This window comes from Rhodoferax sp. (assembly GCF_023700745.1).
Classification (GTDB): domain Bacteria; phylum Pseudomonadota; class Gammaproteobacteria; order Burkholderiales; family Burkholderiaceae_C; genus Rhodoferax.
Window position 1 is genome coordinate 41,850 of the sequence record NZ_JAMPYG010000009.1, and the last position, 22,958, is coordinate 64,807.

The following is a 22,958-nucleotide window of genomic DNA, read 5'->3' on the forward strand; positions in this document are numbered from 1 at the left end:
GTCGCTTTATAGCCCCTGAAAGCCGGATTTCATCCGGCTTTTTTATTTGAATAGCAGGCTGAACCCACCCACCAGCGCAATCAGCACGGGCTGGTGAACCAGGTAGTAGCTCAGGCTCCAGCGCCCCAGTCCAGCCAGCGCCTGCACGGGCTGCGGCAAGGGATGGGCCAGCCAATCGAACTGTTGTCTCCAAAGCCAGGCACCGGCTGCTGCGCCCCACCACATCACACCCAGCCAGGGAAACAAGGGCACGTAGTCCTCGGTGACAGGCTTTTTGCTGATCCAGCCCAACCAGTTCCAATGCATGCTGTTCAAGGAGTCGGCCCAGGGCAGCAAAGGCCCGGTCTGCAGCAGGTTCTCAAAAATAAATTTGGAAACAATGGCCAGCGCGCCCAGCAGCCACAGCCAAGTCCCCCAGTGGGCGGTGAGGCGCACCACAATCAACATCAGTGCCAGGCCGTGCAGCACGCCAAAATAGATGAAACTATTGGGAAACATCAGCCAGGAGCCCACCGTGACCAGCAGCGCGCTGCCAGCCACCTGGGCCCAGCGCCGCCAGAAGCGCGGCCAGCTTTGCCCCTGCGCCGTGGCGAAGGCTTGACCCATGCCGGCGCACAGCAAAAACAAGCTCACGATCAGGGTGCGCTGCCAGGTCCAGAACGGGTCGCGGACCACGTCCTGCGTGACCAGCTTGAAGTAGCGCAGGTCAAAGACAAAATGAAACCCCGTCATCCAGAGCATGGCCAAGCCGCGCAGTGCATCAAGCGTGTCAAAACGTTGGATTTTCATGGCCAAAGTGTAAATTGACCCGGTGCCCGATAATCATGCCCCATGTCACTGCTGCCCCATCAACTCGAACTGTTAGCTCCGGCGCGCGATGCCGCCATTGGCATCGAAGCCGTCAACCACGGGGCTGACGCCGTCTATATTGGCGGGCCATCCTTTGGCGCGCGCACCAGCGCCGACAACACGGTGGCTGACATTGCCCGGCTGGTGGCGCACGCTCACCGCTTCAACAGCCGCATTTTTGTGACCATGAACACCATCCTGCGCGACGACGAGCTGGAAGGCGCACGCCTGCTGGCCTGGCAGTTGTATGACGCCGGCGTGGACGCGCTGATCGTGCAGGACATGGGCCTGCTCGCCATGGACATGCCTCCGCTGCAACTGCATGCCAGCACCCAGTGCGACATCCGCAGCCCCGAGAAAGCGCGCTTTTTACAGGACGTGGGCCTGACCCAACTGGTGCTGGCGCGTGAACTCACGCTGCCACAAATTGCCGCCATTCGCGCCGCCACCGACCCGGCCCGCAGCACCCTGGAGTTTTTTGTCCATGGCGCGCTGTGTGTGGCCTACAGCGGCCAGTGCTACATCAGCGCGGCGCACACCGGGCGCAGCGCCAACCGCGGCGAATGCAGCCAGGCCTGCCGCCTGCCTTACCAGGTGGTCGACGACAAGGGCCGTTTTGTTGCGCACGACAAGCATGTCTTGAGCATGAAAGACAACAACCAGAGCGACAATCTCGCCGCACTGGTCGATGCCGGCGTGCGCAGCTTCAAGATCGAAGGCCGCTACAAGGACATGGCCTATGTGAAAAACATCACGGCGCATTACCGCAGGCTGCTTGACGAACTCATCGAAGAACGCCAGCACAGTGCCGACCCGCTGACCCGTGCCAGCAGCGGGCGCACCACGTTCAACTTCACGCCTGACCCCAATCAGAACTTCAATCGCGAATTCACCGACTACTTTGTCAACGGCCGCCAAGACAGCATTGGCGCTTTCGACACGCCCAAAAACCCGGGCCAGCCCATCGGTTTTGTTACCCAGGTCGGCCCCAACTGGATTGATCTTGAGTTGAATGACCGCCAAGCCGTGCTGCACAACGGCGATGGTCTGTGTTACTACAACCTGCAAAAAGAGCTGGTCGGCCTGGCCATCAATCGAGCCGAATGCATCAGTGCCAAAAAGGGCAGCTGGCGCGTATTCCCCAAGGACGAACTGGCGAGCTTGAAAGACCTGCGCAAAGGCGTCGAAGTCAACCGCAATCGCGACGTCCACTGGCTGCACGCGCTCGACAAAAAATCCAGCGAACGGCGCATCCAGGTTTGGGCACACCTGGCTGGCAACGCCGATGGCATCACCCTCACCTTGACCGACGAAGACGGTTTCAACGCCAGCGCCCAAGCCACCCTGGCGCTCACGCCGGCCAAGGACAAGGCCGGCGCACTCGATACTCTGGTGGAAAATATTTCCAAACTCGGCAATACCATTTTTACCGCCAGTGATGTGCAGGTGGCGTTTGCCCAGCCCTGGTTTGTGCCTGCTTCAGTGCTGAACCCGCTGCGCCGCGAAGCCGTGCAGGCGCTGGAAGCGGCACGCGCCGCCGGCTTTGTGCGTTGGTTACCCGGTCAGGCCGTCGAGCCACCAGCGTCCTACCCTGAAGATACCTTGAGCTACCTGGCCAATGTCTTCAACCGGGCGGCGCGCAGCTTTTACGCGCGCCACGGCGTCAAGGTCATCGCCGCTGCCTATGAAGCGATTGAAGAACCCGGTGAGGTCAGCCTGATGATCACCAAACACTGCGTGCGCTACTCTTTAAGCCTGTGCCCGAAGCAGGCCAAGGGCGTGACCGGCGTGCAGGGCACGATCAGGGCCGAACCGCTGCAACTGATCAACGGACGCGAAAAACTCACACTGCGTTTTGACTGCAAACCGTGCGAGATGCATGTGGTCGGCAAAATGAAACCGGCTGTGGCCCAACAATCCAGGCAGGAACTGGCCGCCGCACGCGCTGGTGCGGGCGTCCCGCTGGCTTTTTTCAAGACCCGCCCGGCGGCCAGCAGCAGCGAATTCGGGCATTGACCCTACCTGGGCCCACGCAAGCGTTCCGCCAGATGGATGGCGATGTTGCGGGTCAGTCGCTCGCCCAGCAACGGATCATCCAAAACCAGTGCCTCATAGGCTTCACGCGTCAGCGACCAAACCACGGCCTCACAGTCGGCAATGGCGTCGGCACTGCGTCCAGCGCCGTCGAGCATCGACATTTCACCCATCATGACCCCTGGCGAAAAGCTCACAAAGCGTTGCCTGACAGAGCCATTGCCGCCAATGATCGAGATTGAGCCCTGCGTCAGTACATAGAGCCGGTCGCCCGGATCGCCCTGACGGAATAAAGCTTCTCCGGGACCCAGGTGACGAACCTCCATGCGTTCCTTGACGCGTTCCAGTTGCTGCGCACCCAGACGCCGCATCAGAGAGGTGTCGGCTAATGGTACGACCGTTTGCGTCGCATCAACGCCCGCCTCGGTCAGCAACATCTGCTCGGCTGCTTCGATCGCCTGATCGGCATCAGGCCACCAGTCCGCCCGCCCGCCGCCGGGCAGATTGGCGGGAAAACAGCCAAAGATTCTCAGGCGTTTTCCCCGAATGTTGTCGGCGCTGACACCGGCCAGCAGCAGGGACATGCCGCGGTGTTCAAGCTGGCTTGAAAGTTGTTGCAGCAGCATGGCCCCAGACGCATCGATCATGCTGACCAGACTCAGGTCGAACACCAGACAGCGGCAATCGGGCGCCAGTGCCGTTGCTTCGGTGGTCAGGCGCTCTGCACTGCCAAAAAACAGCGCCCCTTCCAATTCAATCAGCACCACGCGCTGGCGCGCGACCTGCAGCAGACTGGCCTGCGCACTGCCGTAGATGCGGCGCGAAGGCCGTTCCAGGGCACTGAAACGCCCGCGTATCAGGGAGCGGTTCATGGCACTGATAAAGATCAACATGGCCAGCAGACTGCCCATGCCGACGGCCGCCACAAACCCAAACAAAACCGTGACGAGACAGACCAGCGCCACCACCACCAGACTGTGCCGCAAGTCTGGTGAGCGTTCGCCGGACAGCCATTGGCGCATCAACTGACGCGTCCAGCGGTCACTGAGCGCCACGGCAATGGTGACCATGATGCCGGCCAACACCACCTTGGGCAGCATGGCCAGCCAGGGTCCACCCACAGCATAGATCACGACAAAAGCGATGACGGATGCGAGCGCCGGGCCGCGCCCGCAAGCGTCTTTTCTGAGCAGCAGCACACACCGTGCGTTGGAGATCACCAGCGGCAGGCCGCCACACAAGCCGCTGACCATGTTGGCCGCCCCCAGCGCCCGCAGTTCCCGACCCGGATCATGTTGGAAATGGGCGTACTGATCCGTGGCAAGCGCCACCAGCAGCGACTCCAGCGAACCGATGACAGCCAGAACAGCGGCGGTCAGAATCACCGCTTTGCCGTGATCGCGCAGTAGCGTCCAGGTATCGCTATCGGCCAGCGGCTGCAAGGCATCGGGCCTGACCAGTCCCTGCGGCAGAGGTCCAACGACGTCACCCAGGTGCAGACCCGGAAAGGCAGCCAGGAGCACGACGAACAAAATGCAACCCACCGTCATGCCCAGCAGACTCGATGATGCCCTGGACCATTTCCAATGCACCAGCCAGACCGTGCCTGCCGTGGCAAGCCCGACCAGCAAGGCCAGCGGTTGCGCCTGCGGCAGGCTGGTCAGGTCAGTCAAGCGGGTCAACGCTGGCAACCCCAGCAGGATCGGAATTTGCGAGAACAGGATCAACAGGGCCACACCATTCATGAAGCCTGCCAGCACGGGTTGCGGCACAAACCGGGCCAGGCGTCCCAGCCCTGCCAAGCTCATCAGAATCTGGAACAAGCCCATCAGCATGACACTGCTCGCCACCATCGCCAGCAGCATCGCGAGTCCATGGGCGCTATGGAGGTCGAACCGTGCATCCCGCACCAACTGCGCGACCAGTCCGGCCAAAATCAGCGCCGTGGCCGACGTGGGTCCGGCCGAGGGCGACGCCACACTGCCGAGCAAAGCGTAAACCAGTCCTCCCGCAATCACCGCAGAAAAAGCCGCGGCAATACCCAGTGGCGCATAAGCACCCAAGGGTGCAAACGCCAGCAAGCCCAGCGTGAGGACGATGGCCACCGTCTCCAGCGCCACCACGGCACCGGAAAAGTTGCGGCTGATTGGTGTTAACGCACCCACTTTCTGGCGTTCTCCCACAGCTGCATCCAGGGGCTGTATGCATCACGGTCCTGGTCCGTCCAGCTCATCTGGATGTTGCGAAAGACGCGCTCGGGGTGAGGCATCATGGCGGTAAATCGGCCATCCAGGGTGGTCACGGCAGTCAAACCGCCCGGGCTGCCGTTCGGGTTGAACGGATAGGCTTCGGTCGCCACACCATGGTTGTCGGTAAAGCGCATCGCGGCAATGGCCTTGGCGGCGTTGCCGCGATGCTTGAAGTTGGCATAACCTTCGCCATGCGCCACAGCAATCGGCAGGCGGCTGCCAGCCATGCCTGCCAAGAAAATCGAGGGCGATTCCAGCACTTCGACCATGCTCAGGCGCGCTTCAAAACGCTCGCTCTGGTTGGTCGTGAAGCGTGGCCAGTCTTGCGCACCGGGAATGATGTCAGCCAGCTCGGCAAACATCTGGCAGCCGTTGCACACGCCCAAGCCAAAGGTGTCCAGCCGCGCAAAAAAGGCTTTGAACTGATCCGCCAGCACGGGGTTGAAAGTGATGGAGCGGGCCCAGCCAATGCCGGCACCCAGCGTGTCGCCATAACTGAAACCGCCGCAGGCCACCACGCCATTGAAATCCGCCAGTCTGGCACGGCCTGATTGCAGATCGGTCATGTGCACGTCAAAGGCCTCAAACCCCGCTTCAGTGAAGGCATAGGCCATTTCCACATGGGAGTTGACACCCTGTTCGCGCAGCACGGCCACCTTGGGACGCGACAACATGAGGGCGGGTGACACCGGCTGCGGCACGCTCGTCACCAGATGAACATGCATACCCGGGTCAGACGGTTCACCGGCCGCGGCATGCTCGGCATCAGCGCAGGCCGGGTTATCCCGCTGCTGGCAAATCTTCCAGCTGGTGGCGTCCCAGACCTGGTGCAGGTCAGTCAGCCTGGCATTAAAAATGGTCTTGGCATCACGCCACACCTGCACCGCGCCAATACCTGCCGTTATGGTCGAGTCGGCGGGACGGGTCTTGCCCACCACGTGGCTGCACTGGCTCAACTGGTGATCGCGCAGCATCTGCATGACTGCGTTGCGCTCGGCAGTGCGTACCTGCAGCAACACGCCCAGCTCTTCGCTGAACAGCGCCTTGAGCGTGAGTTCATCGCGGCGGCCACTGATCTGACCAGCCCAGTTTTTGGCGTCGCCACAGTCCATGCGGCTGTCAGACACACCGTCGCCCTCAGTCACCAGCATGTCGACATTCAGCGCCACCCCCACATGGCCAGCAAAAGCCATCTCGCACGCGGCAGCAAACAAGCCGCCGTCACTGCGGTCGTGGTAGGCCAGAATCCGGCCTTGGGCACGCAGGGCGTTGACCGCATTGACCAGATTCACCAGGTCCTGCGGGTGGTCCAGGTCGGGCACTTCATCACCCATCTGGCCCAAGGTTTGCGCCAGGATGCTACCGCCCATGCGATTTTGGCCGCGCCCCAGATCGACAAGGATCAGCGAGGTATCGTCTGTGGCATTGAGTTGTGGCGTCAAGCTGCCGCGCACATCGGCCAGCGTGGCAAAGGCGGTCACGATCAGCGACACCGGCGAGGTCACTTTTTTGGCCTCACCCGACTCGTCCTTCCACTGCGTGCGCATCGACAGCGAGTCTTTGCCGACCGGAATCGAGATGCCCAAAGCCGGGCACAGTTCCAGCCCCACGGCTTTCACGGTTTCATACAGTGCCGCGTCCTCGCCGGGTTCACCACAAGCCGCCATCCAGTTGGCCGACAGCTTGACGCGGTCCAGTTCCATCGGGGCTGCCAGCAGGTTGGTGATGGCCTCAGCCACCGCCATGCGGCCACTGGCGGGTGCGTTCACGGTCGCCAGCGGCGTGCGCTCACCCAGCGCCATCGCCTCTCCGGCAAAACCCTTGAAATCGGCCAGCGTCACGGCGCAGTCGGCCACCGGCACCTGCCACGGGCCCACCATCTGGTCGCGATGGCTCAGGCCGCCCACGGTGCGGTCGCCAATGGTGACCAGAAAGCGTTTGGAGGCCACAGTGGGGTGCGCCAGCACATCGATCGCCGCCTGCTGCAGGGTCACATTCGCCAGTTTGAGCGGGGCAAATTCGCGCTTCACCGATGTCACCTCACGCTGCATTTTGGGCGGCTTGCCCAACAGCACGTTCATTGGCATGTTGACGGGCAAAGCTTCTGCTGAGCCCAGCACGGTGGCGTTTTGGGACAGGTCCACATCGCCCACGATCAGTTCACGGGCCTCGGTGGCCACGCCGACCACGGCAAACGGACAGCGCTCGCGCTCGCACAGTGCCTTGAACAAGTCCAGCGACTCGGGCGCAATCGCCAGCACGTAACGCTCCTGGCTCTCATTGGACCAAATTTCCTTGGGTGCCAGGCCGGATTCTTCGAGCGGTACGGCGCGCAAGTCAAAACGCGCACCGCGTCCGGCATCGTTGGTCAGTTCGGGAAAAGCGTTGCTCAAGCCACCGGCGCCAACGTCGTGAATCGCCAGGATCGGATTGGCCTCAGTCATGAGCCAGCACTGGTTGATGACCTCCTGCGCCCGGCGCTCGATCTCGGGGTTGCCACGCTGCACGGAATCAAAATCGAGGTGCGCTGCGTTATCGCCGGTGGTCATGGAACTGGCGGCGCTGCCGCCCATGCCGATGCGCATGCCGGGGCCGCCGAGCTGGATCAGCAAGGTGCCGGCCGGAAAAGCAATTTTGTGCGTCTGGCTGGCATCAATCACGCCCAGGCCGCCGGCCAGCATGATCGGCTTGTGGTAGCCGCGCTGCTCGGTCTGCGGCTGCGCCAAGCCGGCAGCGTCCTTCAGCGTGTAGCTCAGGTTTTGTTCATACTCGCGAAAGTAGCCGAGCAGATTGGGCCGGCCAAACTCGTTGTTGAAGGCTGCCCCGCCCAGCGGCCCCTCGACCATGATCTGCAATGGGCTGGCAATATGCGCCGGCCTGCCGTAGCTCGGGTTAATTGGAATCTGACCCCAATTGATTTTGGAGACGGTGAAACCGGTCAGGCCGGCTTTGGGTTTGGAGCCGCGGCCGGTGGCACCTTCGTCGCGGATCTCGCCGCCGGCCCCGGTGGAAGCACCGGGGAAAGGTGAAATGGCGGTGGGGTGATTGTGGGTTTCCACCTTCATCAGGATGTGCTGCAAGGCGCTGCTTTTCTGGTAACTGCCCGTGCTGATGCCGGCCTCACCCAGGGTGGACTGGCTGCTGAAACGCTCAACCTGGCCGCCGGCCATCACCGAGGCGTTGTCCGAGTAGGCCACCAGCATGTGCTGCGGGTGGGTCTGATGGGTGTGGCGGATCATGCCAAACAGGCTGTTGGCCTGGGCCACGCCGTCAATGGTGAACTGGGCGTTGAAAATCTTGTGCCGGCAGTGCTCACTGTTGGCCTGAGCGAACATCATCAACTCGACATCGGTGGGGTTACGCTGCAATTGCGTGAAAGCCTGCACCAGATAATCCATCTCGTCGTCGGCCAGCGCCAAGCCAAACTCGGTGTTGGCGGCCACCAACGCATGCTTGCCACCAGCCAGTACATCAACATGGGCCATGGGTGCGGCGGGCAGGCTGTCAAACAGATGGTGGGCGGTCGCGCGGTCGAACATCACGCTCTCGGTCATGCGGTCATGCAGCAGACCGGCCACCTGCGCCAATTGCGCCTCGCTCAGGGCGGGCTTGCCCAGCAGACCGCTTTTGAGGCTGATGCGGTATTCCACGATGCGCTCCACCCGGTGCACCACCAGGCCGCAGTTGCGGGCAATGTCGGTGGCTTTGGACGCCCAGGGGGAGACCGTGCCAAAACGCGGCGTGACCACAAACAAAACGCCGTCTGCCGGGCCGGTATAAGGCTCGCCGTAGGTCAGCAGCGCGGCCAATTGTTCCTTGAGCGCCGGACTGGGCGCCCGATCTGACGCAACCAGATGCACATAGCGCGCAGCAATGCCACTGATCTTGTCGTGCACGGCTTGCAGACCCGGCAAAAGTTGTTGTACACGGAATGCGCCAAGAGCGCTACCGCCCTCAAAAGGGGTGATTTGCAGAGTCAATTGGTGGGCCCCAGGGAGAGACTGACGAATGGTTAAAAAGCATGAAACAAGCCAGTGCCATGCAAAAAGTAGGCGGATTTTAACTGCCGCTCAGACGCCGCGATACAGCCAGGGCTGGTCCATCAGGGCCTCCCCCCGAATTTTCATGGCCACGTTGCGACCAAAAGCCATCAGCCCGCTGGCGTGAAAAATTTTGCCATTGCGGATCGCTGTCGCCTGCACCCGGGCATTGCGTTGCCAGCGCTGACGGGCATATTGGCGCACCAGATCCGGCACCGGGCTGCCAGGATCTGCCAAACCGTCAGTGTCGGTAAAAAAACCGCCCTGCGCCAGCACCCGTGCCAGCACCGCGGCATCTTCGATCGCCATGCCCGCACCTTGGGCCAGGTATGGCACCATCGGGTGCGCGGCATCGCCCAGCAAGGCGACGCGGCCGCTGGCCTGCTCACGGGCAAAGCGTATCGGCGGGCGAATGCTCAAGGCCCACAAACGCCAATTCGGCACGGCCTGGATCAAATCCTTGAGTGGTTTGCACGTCGTCTGCAGACGCTGCTGGAGTTCGGCCGCATTGCCGCTGTGATCCCAGTGCGACATATCGCCCTGCACCTCGCCATGGACAATGGCCACCACATTGAGCCATTCGCCACGACGCACCGGGTACTGCACCACATGCATCTGCGGCCCCAGCCAGGCAGTCACTTGTGAGCTGCGCAAATGGATGGGCAAACGCGCCTGAGAGATCAGGGCCCGGTAAGCCAGATGCCCGGTCGGCTGTGGTGGGCCGTCATTGAGCAATTGCTGGCGAATGCTGCTCCAGCCGCCATCGGCACCCACCAGCAGATCACCGCGCGCCAATTGGTCATGGTCCAGTTGCAGCGCCACATCGGCCTCGGTCTGCTCGAAGCCGTTTACCGGACTGCTCAGATGCAGCGTCGCCCCACCCTGCTGTTGCAATGCGGCCAGCAGCACGGCATGCAGGTCTGCGCGATGGATCGTGAGGTAAGGTGCCCCATAGCGCTGGGCCATTTCCTCGCCCAGCCGCAACCTGCCCAACTCGGCCCCGGAGCTGGCACTGCGAACCTGCAACCGGTCCGGAAAGGCGACCACCTCGGACAATGCCTCCTGTAGCCCCCAGCCATACAGGATTTTCACGATGTTGGGGCTCAGTTGTATGCCAGCGCCAAACTCTGAAAACTCGGCGTTGCGCTCAAACAGCGCTACTCCGGCACCCGCGCGGGTACAGGCCAAAGCCGCACTCAGGCCGCCAATACCCCCCCCGGCAATCAGTACATTACGCATCTCAGGATTCTGTCCATGTTTCAAAAATGGCTTATTGTCGATTGCAAAAACTGCAAAAAACTGACAGCCCTGAGCCATATGTTTGAAAAGAAACTCGCGCTACCATGCCATGCAAGCAAACCCTAGGGAGCACCCCATGACCAGATGGATCAGCAACTTACTCCTGGCAACACTCTTCTGCATGACGTTGCCCGCACCAGCCCAGTCATTGCGCCACGACGTGGTCGCCTCAGGCCTGGAACACCCGTGGTCGCTGGCATTTTTGCCTCAGGGGCGGTTTTTGGTGAGCGAGCGGGTCGGGCGCCTGCGCGTGATCGAAGCGGATGGCCGGGTCAATCCGGCGCTGAACGGCCTGCCTGAGGTGCAGGCCAGGGGCCAGGGCGGTTTGCTCGATGTGCTGCTGGACGCCGATTTTGCCCATAATCGCACGCTGTTTTTCTGTTTTTCTGAGCCCGGCGCGGGAGGCAACAGCACGGCACTGGCACGAGCCAGGCTCTCTGGCGACCGCACACGACTGGAGGCCATGCAGGTGATCTTCAGCGCCAAACCCAAGGTCGCCAGCAGCGCGCATTTTGGTTGCCGCATTGCCGAAAGCCAGACCCAGGGCAAGCCCGATGGCCTGCTTTTCATGGCCCTCGGTGAACGTTATGTGCGCAAAGACGACGCACAAACGCTTGACAACCACCACGGCAAGATCATCCGTATATTCAAAGATGGCCGGGTGCCGCCGGATAACCCATTTGTCAGCACGGCAGGGGCATTGCCTGAAATCTGGTCCTATGGCCATCGCAACCCGCAAGGCATGGTGCTGTCGCCCAGCGGTGCACTATGGGCGCATGAACACGGGCCCCAGGGCGGCGACGAAATCAACCTCATCACACCAGCAGGCAATTACGGCTGGCCGGTGATCACCTACGGCGAGAACTATGGCGGCGGCCCGATTGGCGCCGGGCTCAGTGCCAAAGAGGGCATGACCCAGCCACTGCATTACTGGGTGCCATCCATTGCACCTTCGGGCATGGTCTTTGTGACCAGCACGCGTTACGGCACATCCTGGATCGGCAATCTGCTGGTCGGTTCGCTCAAGTTTGGCTACCTGAACCGGATCGAGCTGTCGGCGCCATTCAACGGCCGTGTGATCCGCGAGCACCAACTGCTCGCCAGCCTCGGTGAGCGTATCCGTGATGTGCGCCAGGGGCCTGACGGCCTGCTGTACGTGCTGACCGACCAGGCACGTGGTCGCTTGATCCGGCTGCTGCCCGATTAGATCAATCAGCCCGGGTCAGGGCGTCAGTCGCTCAGCGTGCGGATCGAATCGTCAGGGCGCGGGGTTGAGTCGTCCCAGCTCACTTCAAGGCGGTCGCGGCCGCTTTTTTTGGCGCGGTACAACGCAGCATCACTTTCAGCCAACATCACACCAAAAGACGACTGTTGCGTCAGGTAGCTGGCGCCGATACTCACCGTGTAGGCAATTGTTTGCTGCTCGAACACCACGGGGTTGGCCCGCACTGCGTCAATGATGCGGTTCGCCAGTGCGCAGCCCCCCTCTGGCGTGGTGTTGGGCAGCAGCACGGCAAACTCCTCGCCACCAATACGACCGATCAGGTCCGACTCACGCAACACACACTTGACCGTTTGTACAAACCTCTTCAGCACCACATCCCCGGTGGGATGACCATAGCTGTCGTTGACGTTTTTAAAATGATCCAGATCCAGCATCAGCACCACCAGTGGTAACTGATAACGCTTGGAGCGCACCAGCTCCTGATCGGCAAGACTCATAAAATGCTGGCGACTCATGGCACCTGTCAAGTTGTCCACGTTGGCCAGGGTTTGACTGGCCAATTCTGCGCGCTTGAGCACACTCACATCCTCATGCGTCACCACCATCCGGCGCGCGGGGTCCTGGACCGAGGTGATCTTGACGGTAAACCACCACCGGCCGCACACGCAACAGATGGGTTCCTGGGCATAAAAACCGGGTGCTTCACCCGCGGCGATGGCAGCCATGCCAGCCGCCACAACGGCCACCGTTGGTGAGTCGACCGCAAAAAAATGTGACAGCACCTTCAGGTAATTTTGGCCAACCGATTCCTCGAAACCCAGCTTGGACATATAGCTACGCCACGCCGCATTGGTGTACAGAACCATGCCGTCCTGGTCCAGCACGGCGATCTGGGCCGAGATGGAGTCAAAAATGGCACGTTGAAACTGCGCTGCCGTCACCAAATCAGCTTCGATCTGCTTTTTCTGCGAGATATCTACCAGGGTGCCAACGATGCGCAAAGCCTTGCCGACTGCCGATCGAAGCACCACGGCGCCGCGCGCCAGCACCCATTTGACACTGCCGTCGCTGCTTTGCAGACGGTGTTCCATACGGTAACTGTCGCTCTTTCCGACGATGCAATCCTGCATCAGCAGCATCAGTTGTTCCCTGTCATCCAGCAGCACATAGTCCATCAAATCTGAACACTGTATGCTCAACATCGCCGCGGAAGCCCCGATCAGTTGCGCATAACCCTCAGAAAGCAACACCTCGCCGCTATTGACCTGCCAGTCCCACACCGCGTCCCCAACCGCCTTCAGCGCCAGCGTCAGGCGTTCCTCACTGGCGCGCAGTTGTTCTTCCATGTGCCGCGACTCGGACACCTCAACCAGCGCCATCAACCAACCGACTTCCGGACCCATCCAGACCGCCTTGACCTGCACTGGCAGCGGCTCCAGGCCATCAATCTGCAAAGCGAACTCGGCAGTCTGCGCCTCCTGCTCATCGCGGGCATGCGCCAGCATGGCGTTGAATTGGGCGCGCTGGGCCGCGGCCACATACATATCAAGCCGGTTGCCGACCAGCTGGGCGCGCTCGGAGGCGAGCAACTGGGCGGCCACCAGGTTCAGTTTGGTGATGCCACCATCCGTATTAATCAACACGCTGCCCACCGGTGCAAAGTCGTAGAGTTCGTTGCTTTGGTTGAGCGCCTGCTCCAGCTGCGTGCGGGCTGTGTTGAGGTGCTCATTTTGCAGTTCCAGCTCGATCTGGTGAATTTCTAGCTCTTCCAGCAAATGCTGTACCTGCTGCAGGTCCAGCGCCGCCGCTGCCAGCTCGCCGCGGCGCCCGGACAGACGTACCGTCGCCAACTGGCGCAAGACTTCAAAGTCGGGTGGATTTTTACGGTACACCATGGCTACCACCCTGACCCAGGTGATGACCTTGGTCGGCAGTTCATCAGCCGGCGCAAACCACGCGCTTCGGCTGACCCAAGCCGAGGCAGCGCATGCGATAGAAACTGCTCCAGCGCCGTCAACCCGCCTGCTGACGCACCGATGCCAATGATGGGAAAAGTTGCACTGGCAGCAGCCAAGGTGTTGTCATTGTTCACTCAAGTGGTCCCCGTGATGGTTGATCCATTTCACATGATGAGTTGTCACAAAATTGTAAGCTCAACAAATAAGCAATGGTCAATCAATCACACGGTCTCTGACAGCATTTTTGACAAACACTCAGGGCTTGCCGGCATCCTCCTTCATCAATGTCACATCTTCGGCCATGGCCACAAGGCCCGGCATTGTTTGGCAGGTCGGCCGCCTACCTCTCAAAATGGCACAGCGCATCGCGTTCGATGATCCTGATTTCGCGGAATTCCACTTCGATGATGCCCTGCTGGACCAATGCCGAAAATGCGCGGCTCACCGTTTCCACCGTCACACTCAGGTGATGGCCGATGTCGCGCCGTGTCATCGGCAGGATAAAGCGATTGGGCGACCAGCCCATGTCTTCAAAACGCTGGGACATTGTGTGAAGAAATCGCGCCACCCGGGCCTCTGATTTGACCGAACGAGTCAGAGAATAGGCCTCCTGCTCCTGGATGATCTCGCGGCTGCTGGCCCAATAAGCCATGTGCTCCAGACGATTGTTGTTTCCCGACGTGAATAAGTCGGCAGCCGGTATGCGGATCAGGTCACAGTCGGTCAGGGCCACCACTTCGCTCATGTAGGCGTTCTGGTAAATACCGTCGAAGCCGAGCAAATTGCCTTTCATCGGGAAACCCAGCACATGCACCCCTCCATCCACATTGGTGATCAGGGCCTTGAGGGTACCAAGCCGCACCACATACAGCCCCTCGAACACCTGCCCCATCACCAGGGCAGACTGCCCGACTTTCAGGCGCCGGCGCTGGAACAGTTCAGCGCCGCAGTCCTCGTGCAAACGGCCTTCGTAGCGCAACAAATCCTGGACTTCATGCAGTGTGGACCAGTGCTCGTCACCTCCGAACTTCGTTACGTGGTGACTGGGAGCGGAAACGGGACTGGGCTGCCAGCGCGCAGTTGTGGGCAGTGTCTGAACGTTCATCATGGAAAACCTCTCTGTATCCGTGGCAGGAGACTCCACCCAACGGGCGCCACAGCGATCCCTTGATGCAACTCTAGGTCGCTCCGGGCCAATCGTCTGTAGGGAGAGTTGGACAGCGCGCGCAAGCAAATGTTGACAACGCGCACCCGATGCCGAAAAAATTTAATGGTCCAGGACCGGTTCTTCCGCATCGATCAGTTTATGGCGCACAGCCAGTCGCACCAGGCCAGGCACATCGGCTACACCGAGTTTTCTCATCAACCGGCTGCGGTAGGTAGCCACCGTTTTGGGTGACAAATGGAGCGTGACACCAATGGCCGAGCTGGACTGGCCTTGCACCACCATCAAAATGATTTGCCGCTCACGCGGTGACAGCAAGCTCAAGGGATCGGCGTCTGGCTGCGTGAGCGCCTCCAGCGCAAGATCGGCTACGTTGGCGCCAAGGTATTTTCTGCCTTGCACCGCAAGCTCAATGGCCTGCATGAGCTCGCTTGCCGGGGAGCCTTTGAGAACGTAGGCACTGGCACCCAGTTGCAGCGCTTCGGCCACCTGGTAGGGTTGCGCCGACATGGTCAGCACCACGGTGCGCACTGGCAGGTGCCGCCTTTGCAATTCGGCCTGCAACTCCAGCCCGGAGCGCCCCCCCAGATTCAGGTCAAGCAGCAACACTTCGGGACGCAAATGCAAGAGGTCGGACAAGGCCTGGGTCGGGTCAGCCGACTCGCCTACCACCGTGTGACCGCGTGCTTCCAGCAGGGCACGCAGACCATCGCGCATGATTTGGTGGTCTTCCACCAGATAAACCCGGGTCATGACGCGCACTGCCAGTGAAAAGCCACGCGCGTGCCCGGTTCCTGACCCCGTCCGTAGCTGACGCTGGCACCGACGGCCTGGGCGCGCTCCCGCATGCCCAGAATGCCCAGATGCCCGACCCCCAGACCGACGCCCTCGGGGAGCCCGACACCGTTGTCGATCACGCTGAGGTGCAGCGACAAGGCATTGCCTGACAGGTCCACCGCAATGGCACTGGCTCCGGAATGACGCAGGGCGTTTTCAACCGCCTCGCGCACCACCATGAAAGCGGCATATTCGACTTCGGCCGGCCAGCGCATCAACTCAAGCTTGGGCGGCACATTGATGGAAATATCGATCCGGGGCGCCCCCAGCGCGCGATTGCGCAGTTCATTGTCAAGCGCAACGCTGAGCCCCTGCTCTTCGAGCAAGGGCGGGCGCAGGTCTTGCAAAACCTGTCTGACCTGGGCAATCGCCTGCCCAATGAGCGTGCCCATGCGCTCCTGCAAGTGCTGCCAGTCGGGCGGCGTCTGGGCTGTCTGCAACTCCACCATGGTTTCATGGCACATGCGGATCGCCGCCAGTGTTTGTCCCAATTGGTCATGCAAGATCTGCGCCAGGCGTTTCACCAGCACGCGTTCCTGGGTCATGAGTTTTCGGGTCAGTTCGGCGAGTTGGGCACGCGAATGCTGCAACTGCACTTCGGCCTGGGCGCGCACGGTGACATCGTGCAAGGTGACCAGCAGGCGCGCGCCCTGCGGCAGCTTGACATGGCTGATGAGGCCTTCGAGTTCGATCTCCTGACCATCGGCGCGCAAACCCTTGATGCGCCGCAGACCCATCATGTGCACTTCACCGTCCATCCGGGCAAATCTTTGCATGGCAACCTGATGGTTGGAGCGAAAACGCTCGGGCATCAGCAAGCTCACCGGCGCACCTTGCACACTGGCGCTGCTGCGGCCAAAGATGCGCTCGGCGCCCGGATTGAACGTTTTGATGTGCCCGGCAAAATCGACGCTGATGACGGCATCGGGGACCAGCTTGAGGACGGCATCAAGCATGTCATGCTCACGCCCCTGGCGTGTTTTTTTCAAGCGCAAGGCGCTGGCCTTAGCAAGCGTACTCATTGACTGGACTCCGCCTGGGACAAACCTTGTTACAACTGATGACCATGGTGACCTCCAGCTTCCTGTTGACGGAAATATTACCTGCGAGAACGACCGGACGGAAGAGGCACACTTGCCAATCTGGAGAAATCAACAGACAGACTGCATTCCGATTGAGAATTGTCATCCGAGAGATCAGGACACATCCTATTCTTCAGTTGCGACTCTGACAAATCGTCAGGGTCGGGCAAATTTCATTTTTGAAACTCATGGAGAGTAAATCATGAATAACTTGCGTTCAACTGACCTGGCTTTCAATGACCCGTTTGAATCCATGTTTCGGGGCTTCCTGGCACCGATGCGTTTTGAAAAAAATGGAGATGCCCTTGATATTCGCGTCGACGTGGTCGAAAAGGATGATGCGTTCAAGGTCCATGCCGACCTGCCAGGTGTCAAAAAGGAAGACATCAATGTGCGCATCGACGGCAACCGGGTGCACATCGACGCCGAAGCCCGGCGTGAAAAAGACGTCAAAGAAAAAGATGGCAAAGTGGTACGCAGCGAGCGCTACTACGGCACGGTGTCGCGCGTCTTTACCCTGCCGCAGGAGGTGGACGATACCAAGGCGGTGGCCAAATACGAGGATGGCGTGCTGACCCTGGATCTGCCCAAAAAAGCCAGTACAACATCCAAAAAGCTGGCGATTCAATAAGCCAACCAGGAACCTACCCCATACGGGCCGCCAAGTAGTCCAGCACGTCGTTGAATGACACCAGCCGGGCGTAATCTGCTTCGGGGATGGTCACCCCGAAGCGTTCATGCAGGCTGACCAGAAAATTGAGCCAGTCCATCGAATCCAGGTCCACCTGGCTGCGCAGTGGCCGCGCTGCATCCAGCGCCTCAGGCGCCAGTTCCGGTGCAATGGCACGCAGCAAGTCCAGCACCGTGGCAACAAGCGCTTCCCGGTCAGTGCTCATGCGACAAACTCCTCGCAGCAGTCCAGCGCTTGCGGTTGCTGCAACAGCGCACGCAGCTCGGCCAGAAACAGCGCGCCCTGATGCCCATCCGAGACCCGATGGTCGGCGGCCAGCGTGGCGCACAACACCGGCATGGCGCAGACCCCACCGTCGTCGCGCACCCAGGGCCTTGTTGCAATGCCGCCAAAACCCACCAGCGCCACCTGCGGCGGGTAGATCACGCCAAACACGCTCTCGATGGCCTGGTCGCCCAGATTGGTGATGGTGATGGTGGGGTCGGACATCTCGGAACTGCGCAGCGAACCGGCGCGGGCGCGCCTGACCAGGTCGGCCAGATCGCGCATCAGCTGGTCCAGTGGTTTGCGCTGCACATCATGAATGGCCGGTGCGACCAGGCCGCCACCGCGCAGCGAAATGGCCACCCCGGCATGTACGGCGGCACTCGGACGGAACTGGCCATCGGCATAAAAACCATTGAGCTCTGGCCGGTTTTTGAGGGCCACCGCCACCGCCTTGAACAGTAACACAGCAGGCAATAGGCGCTCGGCGATGGGCCGACCCGCGTTGCGCTGCTGCAACCAGTCCAGGGCGACCTGCAAAGGGATGGTTTCGGCCAGGTAGTAGTGCGGAATGTCACGTTTGGATCGGCTCATGGCCGCGGCAATGGCCTGGCGAATCTCTTTTTGCCGGTCCGGCGCAGCGGGTACCTGCGCCTGGACGGCGATGGTGGGGGCTTGATCGCCCGGTGTGGCAGGCGCCTTTGGCATGGCCGGAGCCGCTGCGGGCACTTCACCCGGCGCAAGCAGCGTGGCCAGCACCGTGCCCACCGGCACCTTGTCGCCTACTGGCACCAGCAGTTCCTGCACCACGCCGTCCTGCCAGATTTCGACATCAATGGCCGCCTTGGAGGTATCGACCACCGCCACCACCTGGCCGCGCTGGACCCGGTCACCCGGCTGCACATGCCAGGCCAGCAACTTGCCCTCGGTCATGTCCGCACCGAGCGACGGCAACTTGAATTCGATCATGTGATCTGCTCCATCACGGTCTGCACCGTCTCCACAATTTTTTCCACCTGCGGCAGCGCCGCCTGTTCGAGGTGCTGGGCATAAGGAATCGGCACTTCCTCACTGCAGACCCGGGCCAGCGGCGCGTCCAGCTCGGCAAAAGCCTGCTCGCTGATACGCGCCATCACTTCGGCAGCCAGGCTGCCCGAGCGCCAGCCCTCGGCCACGACCACCGCGCGGTGGCACTTGCGCACCGAGGCCATCACGGTGGCATCGTCGAGCGGACGCAGCACCCGCAGGTCAATCACCTCAGCCAACACCCCGAGCCTGGCCAGCTCGTCAGCAGCCTGCTGGGTCTTGAACAAACTGCCGCCATACGTGATCAAGCTGATGTCGCTGCCCGCGCGGCGTACACGGGCCCGATCCATGTCGACTTCGCAGCACGCAGGGACTTCGCCCTCGCTGTTGTATAGCTGGGCATGCTCAAAAATCAGCACCGGGTCGGGGTAGGCCAGCGCGGGTTTGAGCATGCCACGCGCATCTTCCACGGTGGCCGGCGCCAGCACGCGCAAGCCCGGCACATGGGCGTACCAGGCCTCGAAACTGTTGGAATGCTGGGCCGCCACCTGGCGCCCGGCCCCGGTGGCCATGCGAAACACCACCGGCACCGAAAACTGGCCGCCCGACATGTGGTGCAGCATGGCGGCGCCGTTGACGATGGGGTCGAGCGCCAGCAGACTGAAGTTGACCGTCATGATCTCGACAATCGGGCGCATGCCGCCCAAAGCAGCGCCAATGCCGGCGCCGACAAAACCCAGCTCAGACAGCGGCGTGTCACGGATGCGTTCAGGGCCAAATTCATCGAGCAAACCCTTGGACACCGCATAAGTGCCGCCATAACGCCCCACATCCTCACCCATCAAAAATACACGCGGGTCGGTTTGCAGCGCCTCGCGCAATGCCTCGCGCAAGGCTTCACGGTAGCTCATGCGTTGGCCCATCATGCGGCTCCTTGTGCTGTCACCACGTCGCGCAGCAGGTCGGCCACCGGTTCCCAGCTGCCGCCTTCGGCAAAAGCCACGGCGCTGTCGACCTCGGCCTGCGCGGCGGCATCAAGGGCCAGGAACTCGTCCTCATTGAGGTCGCCCTGCGCTTTCAGGCGCGCGCTGAAAGTGTGGATCGGGCCACGGGTCTTCCAGGCCTGCACTTCCTGTTTGTCGCGGTAGAGCTCGGGGTCGAACATCGAATGGGCACGAAAACGAAAGGTCTTGAACTCCATGAACACCGGACGGCTGAGTTGCAGCACCTGCTGGGCCGCGCCCAGCACGGCCTTGTGCACCGCCACCACGTCCATGCCATCGACCGGCACCGTGGCCATGCCATAGGACGCCGCCTTGATACACAGATCGGTCTGCGATTCGGAACGCGCCAGCGCCGTGCCCATCGCATATAAATTGTTTTCACAGCAAAACAGCACCGGCAACTGCCACAGTGCGGCCAGGTTCATGGCTTCATGGAAAGCGCCCTCGGCCACCGCACCCTCACCAAAAAAACAGGCGGTCAGGGCACTGCGGCCGCTGAGCTTGTCGGCCAGTGCCAGCCCGGCTGCCAGTGGCAGGCCACCGCCGACGATGGCCTGGCCGCCATAAAAGCGGCTGGCGCGGTCGAACAGGTGCATGGAGCCGCCATGGCCGCGCGAACAGCCCTCCTGCTTGCCAAACATCTCGGCCATGATGGCGTTCATGCCAACACCGCGCAGCAGCGCATGGCCATGCTCGCGGTAGGTGGCCACCACGTTGTCCTGTGGCTGCAAGGCCCGCAGGGCACCGGTGGCCACCGCTTCCTCGCCAATGTAGAGGTGCAAAAAGCCGCGTATCTTTTGCTGCCCGTACAGCTCGATCGTTTTTTCTTCCATGCGCCGGATACGCAGCATGTCGGCCAGCGTGGCCAGCGCAAAGGCCTTGTCCCAGGGCACCGGGCCGGTCGGGGGCGCGGGCAGTTCAGCCAGATTGGTGTTGGTGTTCATCCACCGGCCTCCAGTGTCGAGGTGTCGCCCTCGGGCAGCCCGAGTTCGCGCGCCTTCAGCAGGCGGCGCATGATCTTGCCGCTACGGGTACGCGGCAACACCGCAAGAAAGGCAATTTCCTTGGGGGCCACCGCAGCACCCAGGCGCCTGCGCGCATGAGCCATGATGTCAAGACGCAACGGCTCGGAGGGTTCAAAGCCGGCTTTGAGCGAGACAAAGGCCTTCACCACTTCGCCCAGTAGCGGGTCAGGTTTGCCAATGACCCCGGCCTCGGCCACAGCGGGGTGTTCCATCAGCACACTCTCCACTTCGAACGGACCGATCAGGTGGCCGGCCGACTTGATGACGTCGTCGGCACGGCCAACAAACCAGAAATAGCCGTCTTCGTCGACGCGCGCCAAGTCACCGCTCAGGTACAGCTCGCCGGCAAAGCACTTCTGGTAACGCAGTTCATTGTTGAGGTAGCCACGAAACATCGACGGCCAGCCGCGCTTTAAAGCCAGTTCACCTTCGACGTTGGGGGTCTCAATGATGCGTACACGGGGCAACTCGCCTTCGGCCTCCAGGTGCTCGACGATACAGGCGTCAATGCCGGGCAACGGGCGCCCCATCGAGCCGGGCTTGATGTCAAACGCCGGGGTGTTGGCAATCATGATGCCACCGGTCTCGGTCTGCCACCAGTTGTCGTGAATCGGCAAGCCCAGCACCTCCTGGCCCCACCAGACGGCCTCGGGGTTCAGCGGCTCACCCACGCTGGCAATGAAGCGCAGGCAGGGGAAGCGTTGACGCTGCGCCAGTTCGGGGCCGGCTTTCATCAACATGCGGATCGCCGTGGGCGCGGTGTACCAGACGCTCACATGTTCCTGCGCCAGCAGCGTGTACCAGCGCTGGGCATCGAACTCCTCGCAGTCCACCAGCGTGGTCACCCCTTGCAGCAGCGGCGCAATGATGCCGTAACTGGTGCCGGTCACCCAGCCCGGGTCGGCGGTGCACCAGTAGCGGTCTTGCGGGTGCAGGTCAAGTGCGTAACGTGCACTGGCCTCATGCGCCACCACCGCGCCATGCACATGCAGCGCGCCCTTGGGTGTGCCGGTGGTACCGCTGGTGAAAAACAGCAAGGCAGGGTCGTCCTCGCTGGTCTCAACGGTACTGAAACTGTCGCAAGCGCTGGCCATCAAGGTGGCCAGGTCGAGCGTGTCGGGTTCGTTGGTGACGCCGCCGTCCTGCGCCACCAGCAGCACATGGCGCAGGCTGGGCAGCTGGTGGCGCAGCGGGCGCACCTTGCGCTGGTAGAGGGTGTCTGTGGTCAACAGTACCTGACCCAGGCCGAGTTGAATACGGGTGGCGATCGGCTCCGGGCCAAAGGCCGAAAACAACGGTGTGACCACGGTGCCATTCTTGAGCGCACCGAGCAGACCCACGTAGAGTTCCGGAATGCGTCCGGCCAGCAAAAACAAGCGGTCACCCAGGCCCACGCCCAGACTTTGCAGCACGTTGGCGAAACGGTTGGTCTGCCTTGCCAATTCGGCATAACTCAGCTCAAGCGCCGGCGCGTCGTTTGATAGAAAACGCAGCGCCGTGTGGTAGCGCAGCACACCGGCCGCGTGTCGGTCCACTGCCTCGAAGCCCATGTTGAGTCCGCCGCCCGGCAGGCCCTGCAGCGCCAGACGGGCCTGGCTCCACGAAAAACGGCTGCGCTCGTCCTGGTACGCGCTCCAGTTGGGCAGCAGACCCCGCTTGCCGGGCTCCTTGTGAATGCGCAGTGGCCGTGTCATGGCAGAACCCGCCGTCAAATCGGCTTGGCCATCGGTTCACGTGTCTCACGGTCCCGGGCGCTGCCCAGATCGACGGCCAGCTCGGCCAGCTCACGGGTCAGCAGGGCCAGCACGTCTTCGATGGTCACGATGCCGGCCAGATGCTCCGTGGCGTCCATGATGACCAGCCGCCGCAAGCGGTACTTTCGCATCAACTGCACGGCATCCATGGCGTCCATGTCAGGGCTGGCAGAGACCAGATCGACCGACATGATGTCCCCGGCTGTGAACACCGCCGGATCGAGACCTTCGGACATGAGTTCGAGCACCAGATCGCGGTCGGTGACGATGCCTACCGGCTTGTTTTTATCGCGGGCATCCACCACCACCAGCGCGCCAATGTGGTGCCGGCGCATGAGCTGCGCCACCACCCGTGCCGAGGTTTCCGGCTCGACCACAGCGACCAAGCTGGTCGCAAACTCCTTGAGCTTCATTGCCATGGCGACTCCTGTTCTCAATAGATCCGTGAAGAACTTC

At 61.5% G+C, this 22,958-nt stretch carries 17 protein-coding genes; 3 read left to right on the plus strand and 14 right to left on the minus strand.

Going from position 1 to position 22,958, the window contains the following annotated elements:
• Positions 1-42 precede the first annotated feature (42 nt).
• Positions 43-789 carry a heparan-alpha-glucosaminide N-acetyltransferase gene (locus NDJ10_RS08925; RefSeq protein ID WP_296161294.1) on the minus strand — a complete coding sequence of 249 codons (747 nt, stop codon included), beginning with the start codon at positions 787-789 and terminating at the stop codon, positions 43-45.
• Between the two features lie 42 nt (positions 790-831).
• Here NDJ10_RS08925 and NDJ10_RS08930 point away from each other — a divergent pair, with 42 nt between their 5' ends.
• Positions 832-2,865 carry a U32 family peptidase gene (locus NDJ10_RS08930; protein ID WP_296161295.1) on the plus strand — a complete coding sequence of 678 codons (2,034 nt, stop codon included), beginning with the start codon at positions 832-834 and terminating at the stop codon, positions 2,863-2,865.
• A 2-nt stretch (positions 2,866-2,867) separates the two neighbouring features.
• On the opposite strand, the gene NDJ10_RS08935 is transcribed toward NDJ10_RS08930, so the two are convergent.
• The 3 genes from NDJ10_RS08935 to NDJ10_RS08945 all read right to left on the minus strand — a co-directional run bounded on the left by NDJ10_RS08935 (position 2,868) and on the right by NDJ10_RS08945 (position 10,411).
• Entirely contained in the window at positions 2,868-5,048 is a 2,181-nt protein-coding gene (locus tag NDJ10_RS08935) for a SulP family inorganic anion transporter (RefSeq protein ID WP_296161296.1), read from the minus strand.
• Complete coding sequence (purL, locus tag NDJ10_RS08940) at positions 5,036-9,112, minus strand: phosphoribosylformylglycinamidine synthase (RefSeq protein WP_296161297.1); 4,077 nt, start codon at positions 9,110-9,112, stop codon at positions 5,036-5,038. The genes NDJ10_RS08935 and purL overlap by 13 nt, the downstream gene beginning before the upstream one ends.
• Before the next feature lie 90 nt (positions 9,113-9,202).
• Positions 9,203-10,411, minus strand: a complete 1,209-nt coding sequence (locus NDJ10_RS08945; RefSeq protein WP_296161298.1) for an FAD-dependent monooxygenase — start codon at positions 10,409-10,411, stop codon at positions 9,203-9,205.
• Between the two features lie 181 nt (positions 10,412-10,592).
• Between NDJ10_RS08945 and NDJ10_RS08950 the strand changes: the two genes are divergently transcribed.
• Positions 10,593-11,678, plus strand: a complete 1,086-nt coding sequence (locus NDJ10_RS08950; protein WP_296161447.1) for a PQQ-dependent sugar dehydrogenase — start codon at positions 10,593-10,595, stop codon at positions 11,676-11,678.
• 23 nt (positions 11,679-11,701) lie between these two features.
• On the opposite strand, the gene NDJ10_RS08955 is transcribed toward NDJ10_RS08950, so the two are convergent.
• The 4 genes from NDJ10_RS08955 to NDJ10_RS08970 all read right to left on the minus strand — a co-directional run bounded on the left by NDJ10_RS08955 (position 11,702) and on the right by NDJ10_RS08970 (position 16,678).
• Positions 11,702-13,591 carry a diguanylate cyclase gene (locus tag NDJ10_RS08955; protein WP_296161299.1) on the minus strand — a complete coding sequence of 630 codons (1,890 nt, stop codon included), beginning with the start codon at positions 13,589-13,591 and terminating at the stop codon, positions 11,702-11,704.
• Positions 13,592-13,994: 403 nt separating this feature from the next.
• Positions 13,995-14,762 (minus strand): helix-turn-helix domain-containing protein, encoded by a 768-nt coding sequence (locus tag NDJ10_RS08960; protein WP_296161300.1) that lies wholly within the window; start codon positions 14,760-14,762, stop codon positions 13,995-13,997.
• Positions 14,763-14,921: 159 nt separating this feature from the next.
• Positions 14,922-15,572 (minus strand): response regulator transcription factor, encoded by a 651-nt coding sequence (locus NDJ10_RS08965; protein ID WP_296161302.1) that lies wholly within the window; start codon positions 15,570-15,572, stop codon positions 14,922-14,924.
• Positions 15,569-16,678 carry a PAS domain S-box protein gene (locus tag NDJ10_RS08970; protein ID WP_296161303.1) on the minus strand — a complete coding sequence of 370 codons (1,110 nt, stop codon included), beginning with the start codon at positions 16,676-16,678 and terminating at the stop codon, positions 15,569-15,571. The genes NDJ10_RS08965 and NDJ10_RS08970 overlap by 4 nt, the downstream gene beginning before the upstream one ends.
• Before the next feature lie 262 nt (positions 16,679-16,940).
• Between NDJ10_RS08970 and NDJ10_RS08975 the strand changes: the two genes are divergently transcribed.
• On the plus strand, positions 16,941-17,369 hold the full coding sequence (locus NDJ10_RS08975) for an Hsp20/alpha crystallin family protein (protein WP_296161304.1): 429 nt from the start codon (positions 16,941-16,943) through the stop codon (positions 17,367-17,369).
• Positions 17,370-17,382: 13 nt separating this feature from the next.
• Here NDJ10_RS08975 and NDJ10_RS08980 read toward each other — a convergent pair whose 3' ends face one another.
• The 6 genes from NDJ10_RS08980 to NDJ10_RS09005 are packed head-to-tail and all read right to left on the minus strand — an operon-like array spanning position 17,383 to position 22,921.
• Positions 17,383-17,634, minus strand: a complete 252-nt coding sequence (locus NDJ10_RS08980; RefSeq protein ID WP_296161305.1) for an acyl carrier protein — start codon at positions 17,632-17,634, stop codon at positions 17,383-17,385.
• Positions 17,631-18,662 (minus strand): dihydrolipoamide acetyltransferase family protein, encoded by a 1,032-nt coding sequence (locus NDJ10_RS08985; RefSeq protein ID WP_296161306.1) that lies wholly within the window; start codon positions 18,660-18,662, stop codon positions 17,631-17,633. Before NDJ10_RS08985 ends, NDJ10_RS08980 begins: the two co-directional genes overlap by 4 nt.
• The gene (locus tag NDJ10_RS08990; protein WP_363318700.1) at positions 18,659-19,642 is read right to left on the minus strand and encodes an alpha-ketoacid dehydrogenase subunit beta; all 984 of its coding nucleotides are present in this window, start codon (positions 19,640-19,642) and stop codon (positions 18,659-18,661) included. The genes NDJ10_RS08985 and NDJ10_RS08990 overlap by 4 nt, the downstream gene beginning before the upstream one ends.
• Positions 19,642-20,667 (minus strand): pyruvate dehydrogenase (acetyl-transferring) E1 component subunit alpha, encoded by a 1,026-nt coding sequence (gene pdhA / locus NDJ10_RS08995; RefSeq protein WP_296161308.1) that lies wholly within the window; start codon positions 20,665-20,667, stop codon positions 19,642-19,644. The genes NDJ10_RS08990 and pdhA overlap by 1 nt, the downstream gene beginning before the upstream one ends.
• Entirely contained in the window at positions 20,664-22,442 is a 1,779-nt protein-coding gene (gene acsA / locus NDJ10_RS09000; protein ID WP_296161310.1) for an acetate--CoA ligase, read from the minus strand. Before acsA ends, pdhA begins: the two co-directional genes overlap by 4 nt.
• 14 nt (positions 22,443-22,456) lie before the next feature.
• Positions 22,457-22,921 (minus strand): CBS domain-containing protein, encoded by a 465-nt coding sequence (locus NDJ10_RS09005; protein WP_296161311.1) that lies wholly within the window; start codon positions 22,919-22,921, stop codon positions 22,457-22,459.
• Between the last annotated feature and the right edge of the window lie 37 nt (positions 22,922-22,958).

Coding starts and splice junctions, on each gene's coding strand:
- NDJ10_RS08925 (WP_296161294.1), bottom strand. CDS start 789: ATGAAAATCCAACGTTTTGACACGCTTGATGCACTGCGCGGCTTGGCC.
- NDJ10_RS08930 (WP_296161295.1), top strand. CDS start 832: ATGTCACTGCTGCCCCATCAACTCGAACTGTTAGCTCCGGCGCGCGAT.
- NDJ10_RS08945 (WP_296161298.1), bottom strand. CDS start 10,411: ATGCGTAATGTACTGATTGCCGGGGGGGGTATTGGCGGCCTGAGTGCG.
- NDJ10_RS08950 (WP_296161447.1), top strand. CDS start 10,593: ATGACGTTGCCCGCACCAGCCCAGTCATTGCGCCACGACGTGGTCGCC.
- NDJ10_RS08955 (WP_296161299.1), bottom strand. CDS start 13,591: ATGGTGTACCGTAAAAATCCACCCGACTTTGAAGTCTTGCGCCAGTTG.
- NDJ10_RS08960 (WP_296161300.1), bottom strand. CDS start 14,762: ATGATGAACGTTCAGACACTGCCCACAACTGCGCGCTGGCAGCCCAGT.
- NDJ10_RS08965 (WP_296161302.1), bottom strand. CDS start 15,572: ATGACCCGGGTTTATCTGGTGGAAGACCACCAAATCATGCGCGATGGT.
- NDJ10_RS08970 (WP_296161303.1), bottom strand. CDS start 16,678: ATGAGTACGCTTGCTAAGGCCAGCGCCTTGCGCTTGAAAAAAACACGC.
- NDJ10_RS08975 (WP_296161304.1), top strand. CDS start 16,941: ATGAATAACTTGCGTTCAACTGACCTGGCTTTCAATGACCCGTTTGAA.
- NDJ10_RS08980 (WP_296161305.1), bottom strand. CDS start 17,634: ATGAGCACTGACCGGGAAGCGCTTGTTGCCACGGTGCTGGACTTGCTG.
- NDJ10_RS08985 (WP_296161306.1), bottom strand. CDS start 18,662: ATGATCGAATTCAAGTTGCCGTCGCTCGGTGCGGACATGACCGAGGGC.
- NDJ10_RS08990 (WP_363318700.1), bottom strand. CDS start 19,642: ATGGGCCAACGCATGAGCTACCGTGAAGCCTTGCGCGAGGCATTGCGC.
- pdhA (WP_296161308.1), bottom strand. CDS start 20,667: ATGAACACCAACACCAATCTGGCTGAACTGCCCGCGCCCCCGACCGGC.
- acsA (WP_296161310.1), bottom strand. CDS start 22,442: ATGACACGGCCACTGCGCATTCACAAGGAGCCCGGCAAGCGGGGTCTG.
- NDJ10_RS09005 (WP_296161311.1), bottom strand. CDS start 22,921: ATGGCAATGAAGCTCAAGGAGTTTGCGACCAGCTTGGTCGCTGTGGTC.